Annotated in this window: 10 protein-coding genes and 1 tRNA gene; 8 read left to right on the forward strand and 3 right to left on the reverse strand. The window is 70.7% G+C overall.

All coding sequences use genetic code 11. The features are described from left to right. Positions 1-46 precede the first annotated feature (46 nt). Together nudC and QT381_RS10900 are read left to right on the forward strand one after the other, a co-directional pair. Positions 47-961 carry an NAD(+) diphosphatase gene (nudC, locus tag QT381_RS10895; protein WP_289248970.1) on the forward strand — a complete coding sequence of 305 codons (915 nt, stop codon included), beginning with the start codon at positions 47-49 and terminating at the stop codon, positions 959-961. After that, positions 958-2,661, forward strand: a complete 1,704-nt coding sequence (locus QT381_RS10900; protein ID WP_289249027.1) for an ATP-dependent helicase — start codon at positions 958-960, stop codon at positions 2,659-2,661. The genes nudC and QT381_RS10900 overlap by 4 nt, the downstream gene beginning before the upstream one ends. Here the strand turns inward: QT381_RS10900 and QT381_RS10905 are convergent. Next, positions 2,561-3,445: a hypothetical protein gene (locus QT381_RS10905; RefSeq protein WP_289248971.1), complete on the reverse strand. Its 885-nt coding sequence runs from the start codon at positions 3,443-3,445 to the stop codon at positions 2,561-2,563. The two genes, QT381_RS10900 and QT381_RS10905, sit on opposite strands and share 101 nt — an antisense overlap. Positions 3,446-3,886: 441 nt before the next feature. After that, the gene (locus QT381_RS10910) at positions 3,887-5,266 is read right to left on the reverse strand and encodes a zinc-dependent metalloprotease (RefSeq protein WP_289248972.1); all 1,380 of its coding nucleotides are present in this window, start codon (positions 5,264-5,266) and stop codon (positions 3,887-3,889) included. Positions 5,267-5,381: 115 nt separating this feature from the next. On the opposite strand from QT381_RS10910, the gene QT381_RS10915 reads away from it, so the two are divergent. From QT381_RS10915 to QT381_RS10925, 3 genes are all read left to right on the forward strand, one after another. Next, positions 5,382-6,515 carry a YlbL family protein gene (locus QT381_RS10915; RefSeq protein ID WP_289248973.1) on the forward strand — a complete coding sequence of 378 codons (1,134 nt, stop codon included), beginning with the start codon at positions 5,382-5,384 and terminating at the stop codon, positions 6,513-6,515. Between the two features lie 144 nt (positions 6,516-6,659). Then, a complete protein-coding gene (locus tag QT381_RS10920) occupies positions 6,660-9,593 on the forward strand; it encodes a UPF0182 family membrane protein (protein WP_289248974.1) in 2,934 nt (977 codons plus the stop codon). Positions 9,594-10,146: 553 nt separating this feature from the next. Continuing rightward, positions 10,147-10,220, forward strand: a tRNA-Met gene (locus QT381_RS10925). Positions 10,221-10,515: 295 nt separating this feature from the next. Here QT381_RS10925 and QT381_RS10930 read toward each other — a convergent pair. Then, positions 10,516-11,544 carry a LacI family DNA-binding transcriptional regulator gene (locus QT381_RS10930; protein WP_289248975.1) on the reverse strand — a complete coding sequence of 343 codons (1,029 nt, stop codon included), beginning with the start codon at positions 11,542-11,544 and terminating at the stop codon, positions 10,516-10,518. A 142-nt stretch (positions 11,545-11,686) separates the two neighbouring features. Between QT381_RS10930 and QT381_RS10935 the strand changes: the two genes are divergently transcribed. From QT381_RS10935 to QT381_RS10945, 3 genes are all read left to right on the forward strand, one after another. After that, positions 11,687-13,015 (forward strand): ABC transporter substrate-binding protein, encoded by a 1,329-nt coding sequence (locus QT381_RS10935; protein ID WP_289248976.1) that lies wholly within the window; start codon positions 11,687-11,689, stop codon positions 13,013-13,015. A 72-nt stretch (positions 13,016-13,087) separates the two neighbouring features. Beyond that, entirely contained in the window at positions 13,088-13,996 is a 909-nt protein-coding gene (locus tag QT381_RS10940; RefSeq protein WP_289248977.1) for a carbohydrate ABC transporter permease, read from the forward strand. Beyond that, a complete protein-coding gene (locus tag QT381_RS10945; RefSeq protein WP_289248978.1) occupies positions 13,993-14,835 on the forward strand; it encodes a carbohydrate ABC transporter permease in 843 nt (280 codons plus the stop codon). The genes QT381_RS10940 and QT381_RS10945 overlap by 4 nt, the downstream gene beginning before the upstream one ends. Positions 14,836-14,861: the final 26 nt, after the last annotated feature.

Here is a 14,861-nt window from a genome sequence, read left to right on the forward strand (position 1 = left end):
CGCGGGTCGCGCCGGCCCGCAGCGCAGCTCACGCAGGGGAGAACGGATGCCGCGATCGTTCGCCGATCGGCTGCCGCTCGCGCACGTGCCCGTCGATCGCGACCACGCCTCCCGCGCGGATCCGGGCGTCTTCGACCGCCCCGCGATGCGGTTCCTGGTTCTCGAACGCGGTGCCGCGCTGCTCGACGAGCACGGCGGGCTCGCCCTCGTCGAGCGCGACGCGCTGCCCCCGGACGCGCTGCTCGTGTACCTCGGCGTGACGCTCGAGCCCGCGGCCGGGGCGCCCGCGGGCACGCCCGTCTCGGCGGCCGTCGTCGACCACGCCGACGAGCCGTACACCCCGGGCCCGGGCGGACGCTTCGGCGACCTGCGCCGGCTCGTCGCGACCCTCGGGCCGCGCGACGCGGCGCTGTACGCGCACGCGCTCGCGATGGCGAACTGGCACGCGGCGCATCCGTTCTCGCCGCGCACGGGCGAGCCGACGGTGCCCGCGTCGGCGGGCTGGACCCGCCACGGCGCGGACGGCCGGGAGCTGTTCCCGCGCACCGACCCCGCGGTCATCGTGGGGGTGACGGATGCCGCCGACCGCCTGCTGCTCGGCCGCAACGCCGCCTGGCCCGCCGACCGCTATTCGCTGCTCGCCGGGTTCGTCGAGCCCGGCGAGAGCCTCGAGGCGGCGGTCGTGCGCGAGGTGCACGAGGAGGCCGGCATCCGCGTCGTCGAGCCGCGCTACCTCGGCAGCCAGCCGTGGCCGTTCCCCGCGAGCCTGATGCTCGGCTTCCGGGCGAGGGTCGACCCGGCCGCCGCCGAGCTCGCGCCGGACGGCACGGAGATCCTCGACCTGCGCTGGTTCACGCGCGACGAGATCCTCGCCGGCGTCGTGGCGCTGCCCGGCCGAGCCTCGATCGCGCACGCGATCATCGCCGACTGGGCCGGCGCCGAGATCCCGGACGGCTCCTGAGCGTGGGCGCCGAGGAACTGCTGGCGCCGCTCGACGAGCAGCAGCGGCGGGCGGCCACGAGCCTGCTCGGGCCGGTGTGCATCCTCGCGGGCGCGGGCACCGGCAAGACCCGCGCGATCACGCATCGCATCGCGTACGGCGTGGCGACCGGCGTGTACCCGCCGAACCGCGTGCTCGCGCTGACGTTCACGAGCCGTGCCGCGGGCGAGCTGCGCGCCCGACTGCGGATGCTGGGCACCGGCGCCGTGCCCGCGCGCACCTTCCACGCCGCGGCGCTCAGCCAGCTCGGCTACTTCTGGCCGCAGGTCGTCGGCGGGCAGATGCCCGCCCTCGTGCCCGGGAAGGCGCGGCTCATCGCGCACGCCGCCGACGGTCTGCACCTGCGCCTGGACACCGCGGCGCTGCGCGACCTCGCCGCCGAGGTGGAGTGGCGCAAGGTCTCGAAGCTCTCCGTCGAGCAGTGGGCGGCGCGTGCGGGGGCGAGCACGGCATCCGGTCATCCGGCGCGCCCGCTGCCGCCGCGCGTGACGATCGAGCAGGCCGCCGATCTCATGCAGCGCTACGAGGACCTGAAGGACGAGCGCCGCCAGCTCGACTTCGAGGACGTGCTGCTCGCCGCGGCCGGGATGATCGCCGTCGAGGAGCGGGTCGCCCAGCAGGTGCGCGAGCAGTACCGGTTCTTCGTGGTCGACGAGTACCAGGACGTCAACCCGCTGCAGCACGACCTGCTCGCGCTGTGGCTCGGCGACCGTGACGACGTGTGCGTCGTCGGCGATGCGAGCCAGACCATCTACAGCTTCACGGGCGCGACGAGCGACTACCTGCTGCGCTTCGGCGCCGAGCACCCGCAGGCCCCGGTGCTGCGGCTCGAGTCGAACTATCGCTCGACGGGTGCGATCGTCGAGACCGCGAACCGCCTCGTGCGCGGGCGCGCCGGGGCGCTCGACCTGCGCGCGGTCGGCGAGCGCGGGCTCGCCCCCGTCGTGACGGAGCACGCCTCGGATGTCGCGGAGGCATCCGCTGTCGCCGCGGCCGTGGTCGACGAGATCGTGCGCGGCACGGCGCCCTCGGACATCGCCGTGCTGTTCCGGGTCAACGCGCAGTCGGCGGGCCTGGAGGCGGCGCTCGCGCGCGCGGGCGTCTCGACCCGCACGATCGGCGCGAAGGCGTTCTTCGACCGACCCGAGGTGCAGCACGCGATGAGCACGCTGCACGCGCAGGCGAATCTCGTCGACCCGGCGACGCCGCTGTTCCAGTCGGTGAGCGACATGCTCCGGGTGGTCGGCTGGACCCACGAGGCCCCCGCCGGGCCGAGCGTGGAGCGGGAGAAATGGGAGAACCTCGACGCGATCATGTCGCTCGTCGACAGCGCGCCGGCGGGCACGACGCTGCGGCAGTTCGTCGACGACCTGCGCGACCGGCAGCAGGTGCAGCACGCTCCCGCGGTCGCCGCCGTCACGCTCGCGACGCTGCACTCGGCGAAGGGCCTCGAGTGGCCGAGCGTGCACCTCGTCGGCCTCTCCGAGGGGCTCGTGCCGATCTCGTACGCCACGACGCCGGAGGCGGTCGACGAGGAACGGCGGCTGCTCTACGTGGGCGTCACGCGGGCGCGGACGAGCCTGCGGATGTCGTGGGCCGCACGGTCCGGCGGGTCGGGAGCATCGCGGCGGCCGAGCCGCTTCCTCGCCGACCTCGGCTGAGGCGCGGCTCGTCGGCGCACGCGCAGTCCGGGTGCCGGTGCTCGACGCGTTCCTCGAGCGTGCCGTCCGCGACCGCGATGCGGACGGTGCGGTGCTCGCTCGCGGCGCCGTCCCGCAGCCGGGCGAGCACGCGCCGGCCGGCGAGCGCCGAGACCTCGGCGACGACGAGCGCCGGCTCGGGCGCGGCGCGCGTCTGCAGCTGCGCGGCGATCGCGGGCCACGCCGGGTCGGCATCCATCCGGGCGCGGGCCAGGCAGTAGCCGCACGGACCGACACCGGCCTCCACGACCGGGCCGAGCTCGACGTGACGATCGCCGATGACGACGGGCAGGTGCGGGATGTCGCGGCGCAGCCACGGTCCGTAGCGCGCGGGTTCGACCGCCCAGGCCGCGACGACGACGGCGAGGTCGGGGGAGCGCCGGGCGAGCGGCTCGTCCTCGCCCGTGAACACCGCGACGCCCAGGTCGGCGAGCTGTGCGGCGATCGCGGCCGCGGTCGCGCCCGAGCCGCTCACCGCGACGCGCGGGGCCGGGGCATCCGTCGCGGTGTCGAGCACGGGTGCGATGGTGGCGAGCAGGCGGTCGACGTCGGCCGACTCCCCGCCCGCGTCGCACGCGATGACGTCGAGGGCGCTGCGGGCGGCACCGCGGCTGAGCGCGCCGAGCATGAGCTCGTCGACGGGGGCGAGATCGCGGATCACGACGAGCGGTTCGGTCACGCCGAACTGCAGGCTCGCGGGATCGCGCCAGACCAGGGGGATGCGGGGGTCGAGTCGGAGCACCATGGCGCGGGAGTATGCGCGCTCGCTCTCGCCCGTGCGGCTTTCCACAGGGAAGCGTTCCCCCCGCTGGTCGAGGAGCGCCCGAGCGCAGCGAGGTCGCGTCTCGAGACCATCACGGGTCGAGTGGTCTCGAGACACGACGCTCTCTTCGGTCGCGGCGTTCCTCGACCAGCGGGTGGGCGGGTCGGAGGGCCGTGGCGTGGGGGTGTGCGCGCCCGTGCGGCTTTCCACAGGGAAGCGTTCCCCCCGCCCCGTTGGTCGAGGAGCGCCCGAGCGCAGCGAGGTCGCATCTCGAGACCATCATGGGTCGAGTGGTCTCGAGACACGACGCTCTCTTCGGTCGCGGCGTTCCTCGACCAGCGCGGCGGGTCCGGTCGCGGCGTTCCTCGACCAACGGGGCGGGCCCGGGGGCGGCGTTCCTCGGCCGGCGCGCGGCGCGCTGCGCTACTCCTCGCGGGGGCGGTCCGTGTCGTCGCGCAGCAGGTCCTCGATGGCGCGATCGATCGAGTCGGCCTCCGGCTCGTCGCCCGCGGCCCGCGCGATGAGCAGGGTCGGCTCGTCGATGTCCGCCGCCGTGGGTGCGAGGTCGGGGTGCGACCAGAGCGCGTCGCGCGCGTCCGCTCCGACCGCATCCGTCACGGCGTGCCACATGGCGGCCGCCTCCCGCAGCCGGCGCGGCCGCAGCTCGAGGCCGACGAGCGCCGCGAGCGCCTGCTCCGAGGGACCGGCGGATGCGCGCCTGCGCCGCACGGCCTCCGCGATCGACGCGGCGTGCGGCAGGCGCGCGGTCGCCTGCTCGGTGACCACGTCGACCCAGCCCTCGATGAGCGCGAGGGTCGTCTCGATGCGCGCGAGCGCGGCCTCCTGCTCGGGCGAGCGCTTCGCGAGCAGCTCCCCGTTCGTGAGCGCGTCGCGCAGCCGCTCCGGGTTCGACGGGTCGAAGTCGGCCATGAGCTCCTCGAGGCGGTCGGTGTCCACGCTCGTGCCGCGCGTCGCCTCGGCGATCGCGGTGAGGAACTGCAGGCGCAGCCAGCGCGCGTGCCGGAACAGCCGGGCGTGCGCGATCTCGCGCACCGCGAGGTAGAGCCGCACCTCGTCGGCGGGAACGTCGAGCCCGGCGCCGAAGGCCTGCACGTTCTGCGGGATCATGACGGCCCGCTGATCGCCCTCGCCGGCCCCGATGAGCGGCAGGCCGATGTCGCCGCCCGAGACCACCTCGGTCGAGAGGCCGCCGACGACCTGACCGAGCTGCATCGCGTACATCGTCTGGGTCACCGAGCGCATGATGCCGCCCGCGTTCGCGAGCGCGGCGCCGAACTCCTCGGGCGCCTGCTCCTGGAGCAGCTGGCCCATCGAGGTGCCGATGTTGCCGACGACCGGCTCGACGAGCTCGATCCAGACGGGCATGGTCGCGGCGACCCACTCGGCGCGGCTCATGATCTGCGGATCGTTGCCGAGCTCCGAGATCGACGTCGCCTCGGCGAGCCACAGGCTCGCGATACGCAGCGCCTGTTCGAGCTCCACCCGCTCGGATGCGATCGACACGACGGACGACCGCTGGGCGATCTGCGTGGCCTGGTTCGTCGCGACGGACCAGTCCGGCCCGCTGCCGTCGGCATCCGCCCGGATCGCGTTCTGCAGTTGCGACATCAGCTGCGCGATGAGCGCGGGATCGCTCGGCAGACCCGCGGCGCTCGCGAGCTGGGCGGGGTCGATCTCCCCGTTTCCCTCGAGGAAATCGCGCAGCATGTCGCGGATGTCGCGCTCGCCATCGTCGCCGTTCCGGTCGTCGTCGGCGCGGTCGTCACCGGGGTCATCGGACATGCGATCCACGCTAGACCGCCCTCAGCCGGCCGTCAGGACGATTCCCCTAGGCTGAGGCTCCCCGCGATGCGCTCGTGGCGAACACCCCCCAGCACGGCCCTCGATCGGGAGAACGGTGACCCTCTTCTCCTCCGCAACCGACGACGGGGCGACCGACGGCGACGCCCCGGCATCCGGCCGCCCGCCGCGCCGCCCCCGCCGGAATGCCGCGCTCTGGGTCGTCGGCATCGTGCTCGTCGCCGGGGTCGGCATCGCGGCGTTCGCGCCGTCGCCGTACGTCGTCGAGAAGCCGGGACCCGTCTACGACACGATCGGCGACGTGCGGGTCGACGGCGACCGGGTGCCGCTCATCGACATCCCGCACGAGCAGACCTACCCGACCACCGGCACGCTCGACATGCTCACCGTGACGGTCGCGGGATCCCGCGAGCACCCCGAGTCGTGGCTCGACATCGCGCTCGCGCGCCTCAACCCGAGCTACTCGGTGCTCGACGTGGACGACGTCTACCCGGCGGGCCAGACCGTCGAGCAGTCGAACGAGGAGGGTGCCGCCGAGATGAAGTCGTCGCAGCAGTCGGCGATCGCCGCAGCGCTTCGGCATCTCGGCTACGACGTGCCGGGCGAGCTGGCCGTCGCGTCGATCCAGCGCGGCGGACCCTCGGACGGCGTGCTGAAGGAGGGTGACGTCATCCGCTCCGTCGACGGCACCGCGGTCACCGACTTCGACGCGCTCCGGTCCGCCATCTCCGCGAACGGCACCGCCGCGCCCGTGACGATCGGTGTCGAGCGGGACGGCACGGCGTCATCCGTCGCGATCACGCCCGAGACGAGCGACGACGGCGCGATCATCGGCGTCGCGGTCGGCGTCAGCTACCACTTCCCGATCGACGTGACGATCCGGCTGCAGGACGTCGGCGGCCCGAGCGCCGGGCAGATGTTCGCGCTCGGCATCATCGACAAGCTCACCCCCGGCTCGCTCACCGGGGGAGCGGATGTCGCGGGCACCGGCACGATCGACGACGACGGCGAGGTGGGCGCGATCGGCGGCATCGTGCAGAAGATGCACGGTGCGCGGAATGCGGGAGCCGACTGGTTCCTCGCGCCGGAGTCGAACTGCGGCGAGGTCGCCGGCCACGTGCCGCAGGGCCTCACCGTGGTCGCGGTGCGCACCCTCGACGACTCGCTCGCGGCGCTCGGCGCCATCGCGGCGGGCGACGCGAGCGGCCTGCCGAGCTGCACCGCCGGCTGAGCGCGTCGGCCGCATCCGCCCGCCGGAAACCGCCGGAATCCGCCGCCGACGGGGGACGCGCCCGGCGCACTCCCCGCACCCCGCCCATACAATGACCACCGACCGCCGGGCTCCGTCCATCACGAGCCCGGGAAGGGATCCCGAGTGTCCACCCCCGCAGCAGCCCCCCGCAATCGCACGCGGATCGCGCTGACCATCACCGCCGTCGTCCTCGCAGCCCTCGTGGTGCTGCTGTTCATCGGGTCGGGCCTGTACACCGAGGTGCTCTGGTACGACCAGCTGCACTTCCTCAGCGTGCTCACGACGCAGTGGGCGGGCATCGCGATCCTGTTCGTGATCGGATTCCTCGCGATGGCCGTGCCGGTCTTCGTGAGCATCGAGATCGCCTACCGTGCGCGCCCGGTCTACGCCAAGCTCAACCAGCAGCTCGACCGCTACCAGCAGGTCATCGAGCCGCTGCGCCGCCTCGCGACGTTCGGCGTGCCGATCGTGCTCGGCATCTTCGCGGGCGTCTCCACGGCGAGCCGGTGGACGGTCGTCGCGCAGTGGCTGAACCGCACGCCGTTCGGCGACGCCGATCCGCAGTTCGGCCTCGACAGCTCCTTCTACGTCTTCGAGCTGCCGTTCTACCGCGGCGTCGCGGCGTTCGCCTCCGCCGTCGTTCTCGTCGCCGGTCTCGCCACGATCGCGACCGCGTACCTCTACGGCGCGGTGCGCATCGCGGGACGCGAGGTGCGCATCTCGAAGGCGGCCCGCATCCACCTGGCCACGCTCGCCGCGGTCTACCTCGCGGTGCAGGCGGTGAGCATCTGGCTCGACCAGTACACCTCGATCATCGACGCGAGCCAGGGCTACCTCTCGACGGGCGCCGGCTACACGGAGGCGCACGCGACGATCCCGGGCCGCGCGATCCTCGCCGGCATCGCGGCGTTCGTCGCGATCCTGTTCATCGTCACGGCCGTCATCGGCCGCTGGCGCCTGCCCGTCATCGGCACGGCGCTGCTGCTCGTGAGCGGACTCGTGGTCGGCTCCATCTACCCGTTCGTGCTGCAGCGGTTCATGGTCGACCCGAGCGCGCGATCCCTCGAGGCCGACTACATCCAGCGCAACATCGACGGCACCCGCGAGGCGTACGGCGTCGCCGACGTGCAGGAGCAGGACTACAGCGCGGTGACGGATGCCGAACCCGGCGCCCTGCGCGCCGACGCGAACACGACCGCGAGCATCCGCATCCTCGATCCGTCGCTCGTGTCGGACTCGTTCCGCCAGCTGCAGCGCTTCAAGCAGTACTACACCTTCGAGCAGCACCTCGACGTCGACCGGTACACGATCAACGGCGCGACCCAGGACACCGTGCTCGCCGTGCGCGAGCTCGATCAGTCCGGTCTCGGCGACGCGCAGACCTGGTACAACGACGCCCTCGTCTACACGCACGGCTACGGCGTGGTGGCGGCGTACGGCAATCAGCGCGCGAGCGACGGCCAGCCCGCGTTCCTCGAGTCGAATATCCCGGTGTCCGGCGAGCTCGGCGACTACGAGCCGCGCGTCTACTTCGGCGAGTCGTCGCCGGCGTACTCGATCGTCGGCGGTGCGAAGGGCTCGACGCCCATCGAGCTCGACTACCCCTCGGGCGACAACGACGACTCGCAGAACGCGAAGACGACGTTCGACGGCGACGGCGGCCCGAAGCTCGACAACGTGTTCACCAAGCTCGCCTACGCGATCAAGTTCTCGAGCGAGCAGATCCTGCTGTCGGATGCCGTCACGAACGACTCGCAGATCCTCTACGACCGCGACCCGCGCGACCGGGTGCAGAAGGTCGCGCCCTACCTGACCCTCGACTCCGACCCGTATCCGGCGATCGTGAACGGCCGCATCCAGTGGATCGTCGACGGCTACACGACGACCGCGAGCTACCCGTATTCGACCACCGAGGACCTCTCCGACGCGATCGCGGACACCCAGACGGAGCCCGGGACATCCGTGCTCGACCAGATCAACTACATCCGCAACTCGGTGAAGGCGACGGTCGACGCCTACGACGGCTCCGTCACGCTCTACGCGTGGGACGCGAAGGACCCGCTGCTGAAGACGTGGGAGAAGATCTACCCGGGCACGATCAAGCCGGCGAGCGACATGAGCACCGAGCTGCTCGCGCACGTGCGCTACCCGGCCGACCTGTTCAAGGTGCAGCGCGCCGTGCTCGGCTCGTACCACGTGACCGATCCGGAGTCGTTCTACTCGGGCGACGACCAGTGGGTGACGCCGCCCGACCCGACCGGGTCGGCCGCAGCGCCGACCCTGCAGCCGCCGTACTACCTGACGATGCAGGTGCCCGGCACCGACTCGCCCGCGTTCACGCTGTACTCCACGTACATCCCGAAGTCGAGCGCCAACTCGAGCAGCAACGTGCTCACGGGCTACCTCGCGGTCGACTCGGATGCCGGGAAGGACTACGGCAAGCTCACACTCCTGACCCTGCCGAAACAGAAGACGGTGCCCGGGCCCGGCCAGGTGCAGAACCAGTTCAAGTCGGACACGGCGGTGTCGTCGTACATCAACACTCTCTCGATCGGCGGCAACACGACGCCGAAGTACGGCAACCTCCTGACCCTGCCGGTCGGCGGCGGACTGCTCTACGTGCAGCCCGTGTACGTGCAGTCCACGGGGGAGACGAGCTACCCGCTGCTGCGCAAGATCCTCGTCGGCTTCGGCAACAAGGTCGCGTTCGAGGACACCCTCGACGCGGCGCTGAACTCGCTGTTCGGCGGCGAGTCGGGCACCGACGTGCCCGACAGCGGCGACGGAACGGATGACGGCGGCGGCCCGGCGGAGGGCGGCGGCGGTCCGACCGACGGCGGCACGAACCCGGCCCTGCAGCTGGCGCTCGCCGACGCGAACGCGGCGCTGCACGACCGCGAGGCGGCCTACGCGAAGAACGACCTCGTCGCGGCGGCGCAGGCGGACCAGCGACTGCAGGATGCCATCGCGCGCGCCCTCGCGGCGGACGGCACCGACACCCCGGCGCCGACGTCCCCGGCACCGAGCCCGACCCCGACGGACAGCGCCGACGGCTGATCCCGCCCGCGCCCCCGTTGGTCGAGGAGCCCGCGAGCGCAGCGAGCCGGCGTCTCGAGACCAACACCCACCGCCCCGCTGGTCGAGGAGCCCGCGAGCGTAGCGAGCCGGCGTCTCGAGACCACCACCCGCATCGCCCCCGCTGGTCGAGGAGCCCGCGAGCGTAGCGAGCCGGCGTCTCGAGACCACCACCCGCGCCAGCAGAACAGTCGTGGTCTCGAGACGCGTGCGACTTCGTCGCGCGCTCCTCGACCAGCGGAGGGGCGCGGCGAGCCGGCGTCTCGAGACCACCACCCGCATCGCCCCCGCTGGTCGAGGAGCCCGCGAGCGCAGCGAGCCGGCGTCTCGAGACCACCACCCGCGCCAGCAGAACAGTCGTGGTCTCGAGACGCGTGCGACTTCGTCGCGCGCTCCTCGACCAGCGGGGGCGCCGCGAGCCGGCGTCTCGAGACTAAACACCCACCGCACCGCCGGTCGAGGAGGCACTCCAGCGCCGTCGCGAAGCCCCGCGTCACCACAGCTCCGCCGCGCATGCTAGGCTTGCTGATCGTGCCGCGGGGTGGAGCAGTTCGGTAGCTCGCTGGGCTCATAACCCAGAGGTCGTAGGTTCAAATCCTGCCCCCGCAACCGCAGTCGGCACGCTCGCTCTTCGCTCGTACGAAGAACGGGCGGCAGCTCGACACGAGAAAACGAACGAAGCCTCCGCCGATGGGCGGAGGCTTCGTTCGTTCACGGGTATCACTCCACGGGTGAGCACGCGGCGTGATCTCGTCATCCTCTGCGGGATGTCGTTCGCCGGGAAGTCGAGGTTCGGGCGGGCGCTCGCGCCCGTCTTGCCCGCTCGGATCATCAGCCTCGACGGGATAAACGCTGAGCGCGGCGCTCGCGGGCACGAACCGACGAGAGCCGCGTGCTGATCACGTCATGCGCGGACGGGACCGAGCGAGCCCTTGTCTACGAGGCTGGCGGGGGGGATATCGACGTCATCGGGGTCATCGCCATCGATGAGTGCTAGCAACAGGCGCGCGCCCTCCCGGCCGAGCGCGCGCGGGTCAGTGTGCACCGAAGTGAGGCGTGGCCGCACGTAGTCCCCGACCGCGATTCCGTCGAAGCCGACGACCGAGATGTCGTCGGGCACGCGGAGACCGCGCTCGATCGCCCGGCTCATGAATCCGAGTGCCATGAGGTCGTTCGCGCAGAACACCGCTGTCGGTGGTGAGCTCTCGGCTAGCAACTGATCCGCCGCTCGCTCGCCGCCCGCGTACGTGAAGTCGCCGGCCAGCACGAGCTCGGGTGATAGTCCCGCGGCCGACATCGCGTCCGTCCAGGCCGCGAGCCGCTGCTCGGTGTGCACGTACGCGCTTCGCCCCGTGACGTGCGCGATTCGTCGATGACCGAGCGCTGCCATCGCGCTCACGAGCTCGTGGACGGCGGCGCTGCCATCCTGGCGCACTGCCGGAAAGGGGAATCCCGCCGGTGGATTGATTCCAACGGCGGGGAGACCTCGCTCGAGGAGCGCCGCGATCCGCCGGTCGTTCGTGCGGATCTCGTTGAGGAATACCCCGTCGACCCGGCGCGCGTCGGCGAGCTTGACTTGGCGCTCGAGGCTGGATGCGGCATCGCCCGCGATCTGCAGGGAGAGCGCGTAGCCATTGGGTTCGAGCGTCTCCTCCACCCCGCCGATGAAGGCGCCGAAGAAGGGGTCCGCCTCGAGCACGGTGAAATCACGTTCGACGACGAGCCCGACGGAGAAGGCGCGCTTCGCGGATAGGGCGCGACCGCGAATGGAGGGGACGTACCCGAGTTCGTCGGCCGCTCTCCGGATACGATCGCGCGTTGCCGATGAGACGCCCTTGCGGTCGTTGAGCGCCGCCGATACCGAGCTGATGGCGACGCCCGCCCTCTGAGCCACGTCGACGATCGTCGCGTGGGCGCGTTCCCCGGCCGGCATGGTGGTCACATTACCGGCGGGTCGGCTCCGCTACCGGACTCTTCGCGACACGCGGCCTTGCGCCGCCGCCGCGGTGTGCTAGCCTCGGCCTCGAAGCCCGAAACGTTTCGGCTTCACCTGCCCAATCACAAAGGAGTGCATCATGGCAATTCGCCGACCCCGAGGATGGCGCCTTCGTGGCATCGTTCTCGGCATCGCCGCGGGGGCGGCTGCGGCCTCGACCCTCGCCGGCTGCTCGTCTACCGGTACCGACACCGGAGGAGACGTGACGGGAACCGTGACGGTACTCGTCAGCAGTGCGCCCGGGTCGGACAAGGCCTTCGACGCCCTGAACACCGCCTTCGAGGCGAAGTACCCGGGCGTGAAGGTCGACTTCAGCAGCGTGCCCAATGAGACCTTCGCCTCGTCTCGCTCGACGCGCCTCACCGCGGGCAACCTCGACGTCACGCTCGCGGCTCCCAAGGAGGCCCCGTCGTACGCCGGAGATGCGAGCCAGAGCGACGACAACCTGGCGGCCGACGCAGGGCTGTTCCTCGACCTGTCGAACGAGGACTTCGTCAAGAACTTCACACCGTCGGTCATTGACGCGCTGAAGTACAAGGACAAGACCTACACGCTTCCGGCCGGCCTCAGCTACTACACGGGCGTGTACTACAACAAGGCGCTCTTCGAGAAGAACGGACTCTCGGTACCCACTACGTGGAGCGAGTGGGAGAACGTCGTCTCGACCCTGAAGGCCGCGGGCGTCACCCCGCTCGGTATCGGCGGCAAGGACAGCTGGCCCGCCGGTCTCGACATGATCGCTGCGGTCCAGGGGCTCTACCCCACGACCGACGACAAAGAGAAGCTCGCCGAGGATCTCTGGGAGAAGAAGGCCAAGCTGACGGATCCCACCGAGGTCGAGGTGCTCGATCGCGTGAAGGCGCTCTACGACGCTGCGGACCCGAACTTCCCGGGCGTCGGCTATGACGCGATCCCCGGCGACTTCGCATCCGGCAAGGTGGCGATGACGATCGACGGCACCTGGAATCAGACCACGATCGATTCTGCCGTGGCGGGCGCGTTCGACTACGGCTACTTCCCGCTGCCGGCGAGCGACAATGCCGCGGACAACGCCACCCTGGGCGGCAAGGTCGAGTTCCGCCTTGCCGCAGCGAGCAACGCGCCGAACAAGACCGCGGCGCTGGCCTATCTGAAGTTCTTCTCTCAGCCGGAGAACTACAAGAAGTTCGTCGAGATCTGCGGATTCGCGCCCTCGCAGCCGGATGTCGCCACGAGTGACTTCTTGAAGGGTCTCGAGCAGTACACGACGACCTTTACACCCGCGTGGGACACGCTGTGGACGCAGAACGTAAATGCCGGCCAGGGCGCAACCTTCCCGTTCAACTACACGGCGGTCGCGCCGATGGGCACGTCGACGCCGCAGGAAGCGGCGAAGACGGCGCAGAGTGACTGGGCGGCTGCCGGCTGATCGAGCCGAACTCGGGGTGCCGGCGCTGAGACACCGGCACCCCCACGCCCCGTCGCGACCATCGAGGATCACATGAACTACTTTCCCTTCAGCAGGCGGACCCCCCTTCGCCTGACCTTCTGGTTCGGCATCGCCGTCATCGGCGTGTTCGGCCTCATTCCGGCGATCGCCGTCTTCGTCATCTCCTTCACCAACATCCGCGGTCTGCCTGGTCTGCCCGTCGACTGGGTGGGCTTTGAGAACTACGTGCGCTGGTTCTCGCCCGCGAAGGTCGGGTATAACCTCAACGCGCTGCGTAACACCATCGTGTACTCAGTAACGGTCACTCTGATCTCCAACGTGCTCGGGATCGCGATCGCGGTGCTCCTCAACCAGAAGCTGCGCGGACGGAACGCCTTCCGGGCGATCGTGTTCCTGCCGACGGTGCTCGGCGTGACGGTGATCGGTCTGATCTGGACGCTGTTCTTCAACCCCGGCGGCGGGCCCGCGGCGACCGTCTGGTCGTGGTTCGGCGCGAAGTCCGCGTTCTTCGGGGATCCCCACCTCGCGCTGGCACTGGTCATCTTCGTGCAGATCTGGATGGGGCTGGGCGTCAACGTCGTGATCTACCTCGCGGGACTTCAGGCCATACCGGAAGACCTCTACGAGGCGGCGGCGATCGACGGCGCGACGGGGTGGCAGCGTTTCCGCAACGTGACGGTGCCCTTGCTCGCCCCATCGGTCACGGCCAACGTGCTGCTCTCCATCGTCGGCACGCTGCAGAGCTACCAGCTCGCGTACGTACTCACCGGGCCGAGCAACCTGGCCACCCAGCTGCTCTCTCTCGCTCTGTTCTCCCAGGCCTTCGGCGGCAACGCCGCGAGCGGCCTGGGGAACACGCAGGGCTACGCGGCGACGATCTCGGTCATCCAGTTCGTCATCGTGGGCATCGCCTCTTCGCTCGTGCTGATCTACCTGCGCCGACGCGAGGCGAAGCTGTGACCGCGCAAACCGCACCTCGCCGCCGCCGCCGGGTCCGGCCGCAGTCGGTGATCAATTACGCGCTAGCGCTGGTCGTCGCGTTCGCATACCTCTTCCCGCTACTGTTCGTGTTGAACACGTCGCTGAAGAGCGACCAGGACTTCTTCCGCAACCCCGTCGGCCTCGTCACCTCGCCGCAGTTCGGCAACTTCGTCGAGGCGTGGAATCGCGGCCACTTCGGTGCGCTGATCGGAAACAGCGTGCTCTACACGCTCGCCGCAGCGGGACTCGGCACCCTCGTCTCACTGATGATCGGGTTCCCCGTATCGCGGGGCTACTTCAAGCACTCGAGGGCGTGGTACGGACTTTTCGTGGTGCTCCTGTTCCTGCCGAACGCGATCATCACGCAGTTCCAGTTGCTGCTGCGCATCGGGTTGTACAACAGCCAACTCGGCTACATCCTCATCATGGCCGCAGCGGTCGGCGTGGGGCCGATCCTCATCGCCGCGTACGCTCGCTCGATCCCCATCGAGCTCGACGAAGCCGCGGCCGTCGACGGTGCCGGCTATTGGCGGTACCTGTTCACCTTCGTCGTTCCGCTCGCGCGTCCGGCGCTCGCCACGGTCTTCATCCTGCAGGCGATCGGTATCTGGAACGACATCATCCTCGCGACCGTGCTGCTGCCCGATCGTCAGAAGGCGCCGATCTCGCTCGGGCTCTACGCCTTTCAGGGCACGTATAACAACGAGTGGGGCCTTCTGGCGGCGGCGACGCTCATCGTCGCGGCACCGCTGGTCGTTGCATTCCTGGCCCTGCAGCGCTACCTGATCGGCGGAATCGTCGGAAGCGTCAAGGGCTGACGCGTGCACGAAAGCGACATTCAGAC

Origin of the sequence: Galbitalea sp. SE-J8 (assembly GCF_030345695.1) — a bacterium.
GTDB lineage: Bacteria > Actinomycetota > Actinomycetes > Actinomycetales > Microbacteriaceae > JAUASV01.

Coding starts and splice junctions, on each gene's coding strand:
- nudC (WP_289248970.1), top strand. CDS start 47: ATGCCGCGATCGTTCGCCGATCGGCTGCCGCTCGCGCACGTGCCCGTC.
- QT381_RS10905 (WP_289248971.1), bottom strand. CDS start 3,445: ATGGTGCTCCGACTCGACCCCCGCATCCCCCTGGTCTGGCGCGATCCC.
- QT381_RS10910 (WP_289248972.1), bottom strand. CDS start 5,266: ATGTCCGATGACCCCGGTGACGACCGCGCCGACGACGACCGGAACGGC.
- QT381_RS10930 (WP_289248975.1), bottom strand. CDS start 11,544: ATGCCGGCCGGGGAACGCGCCCACGCGACGATCGTCGACGTGGCTCAG.
- QT381_RS10935 (WP_289248976.1), top strand. CDS start 11,687: ATGGCAATTCGCCGACCCCGAGGATGGCGCCTTCGTGGCATCGTTCTC.
- QT381_RS10940 (WP_289248977.1), top strand. CDS start 13,088: ATGAACTACTTTCCCTTCAGCAGGCGGACCCCCCTTCGCCTGACCTTC.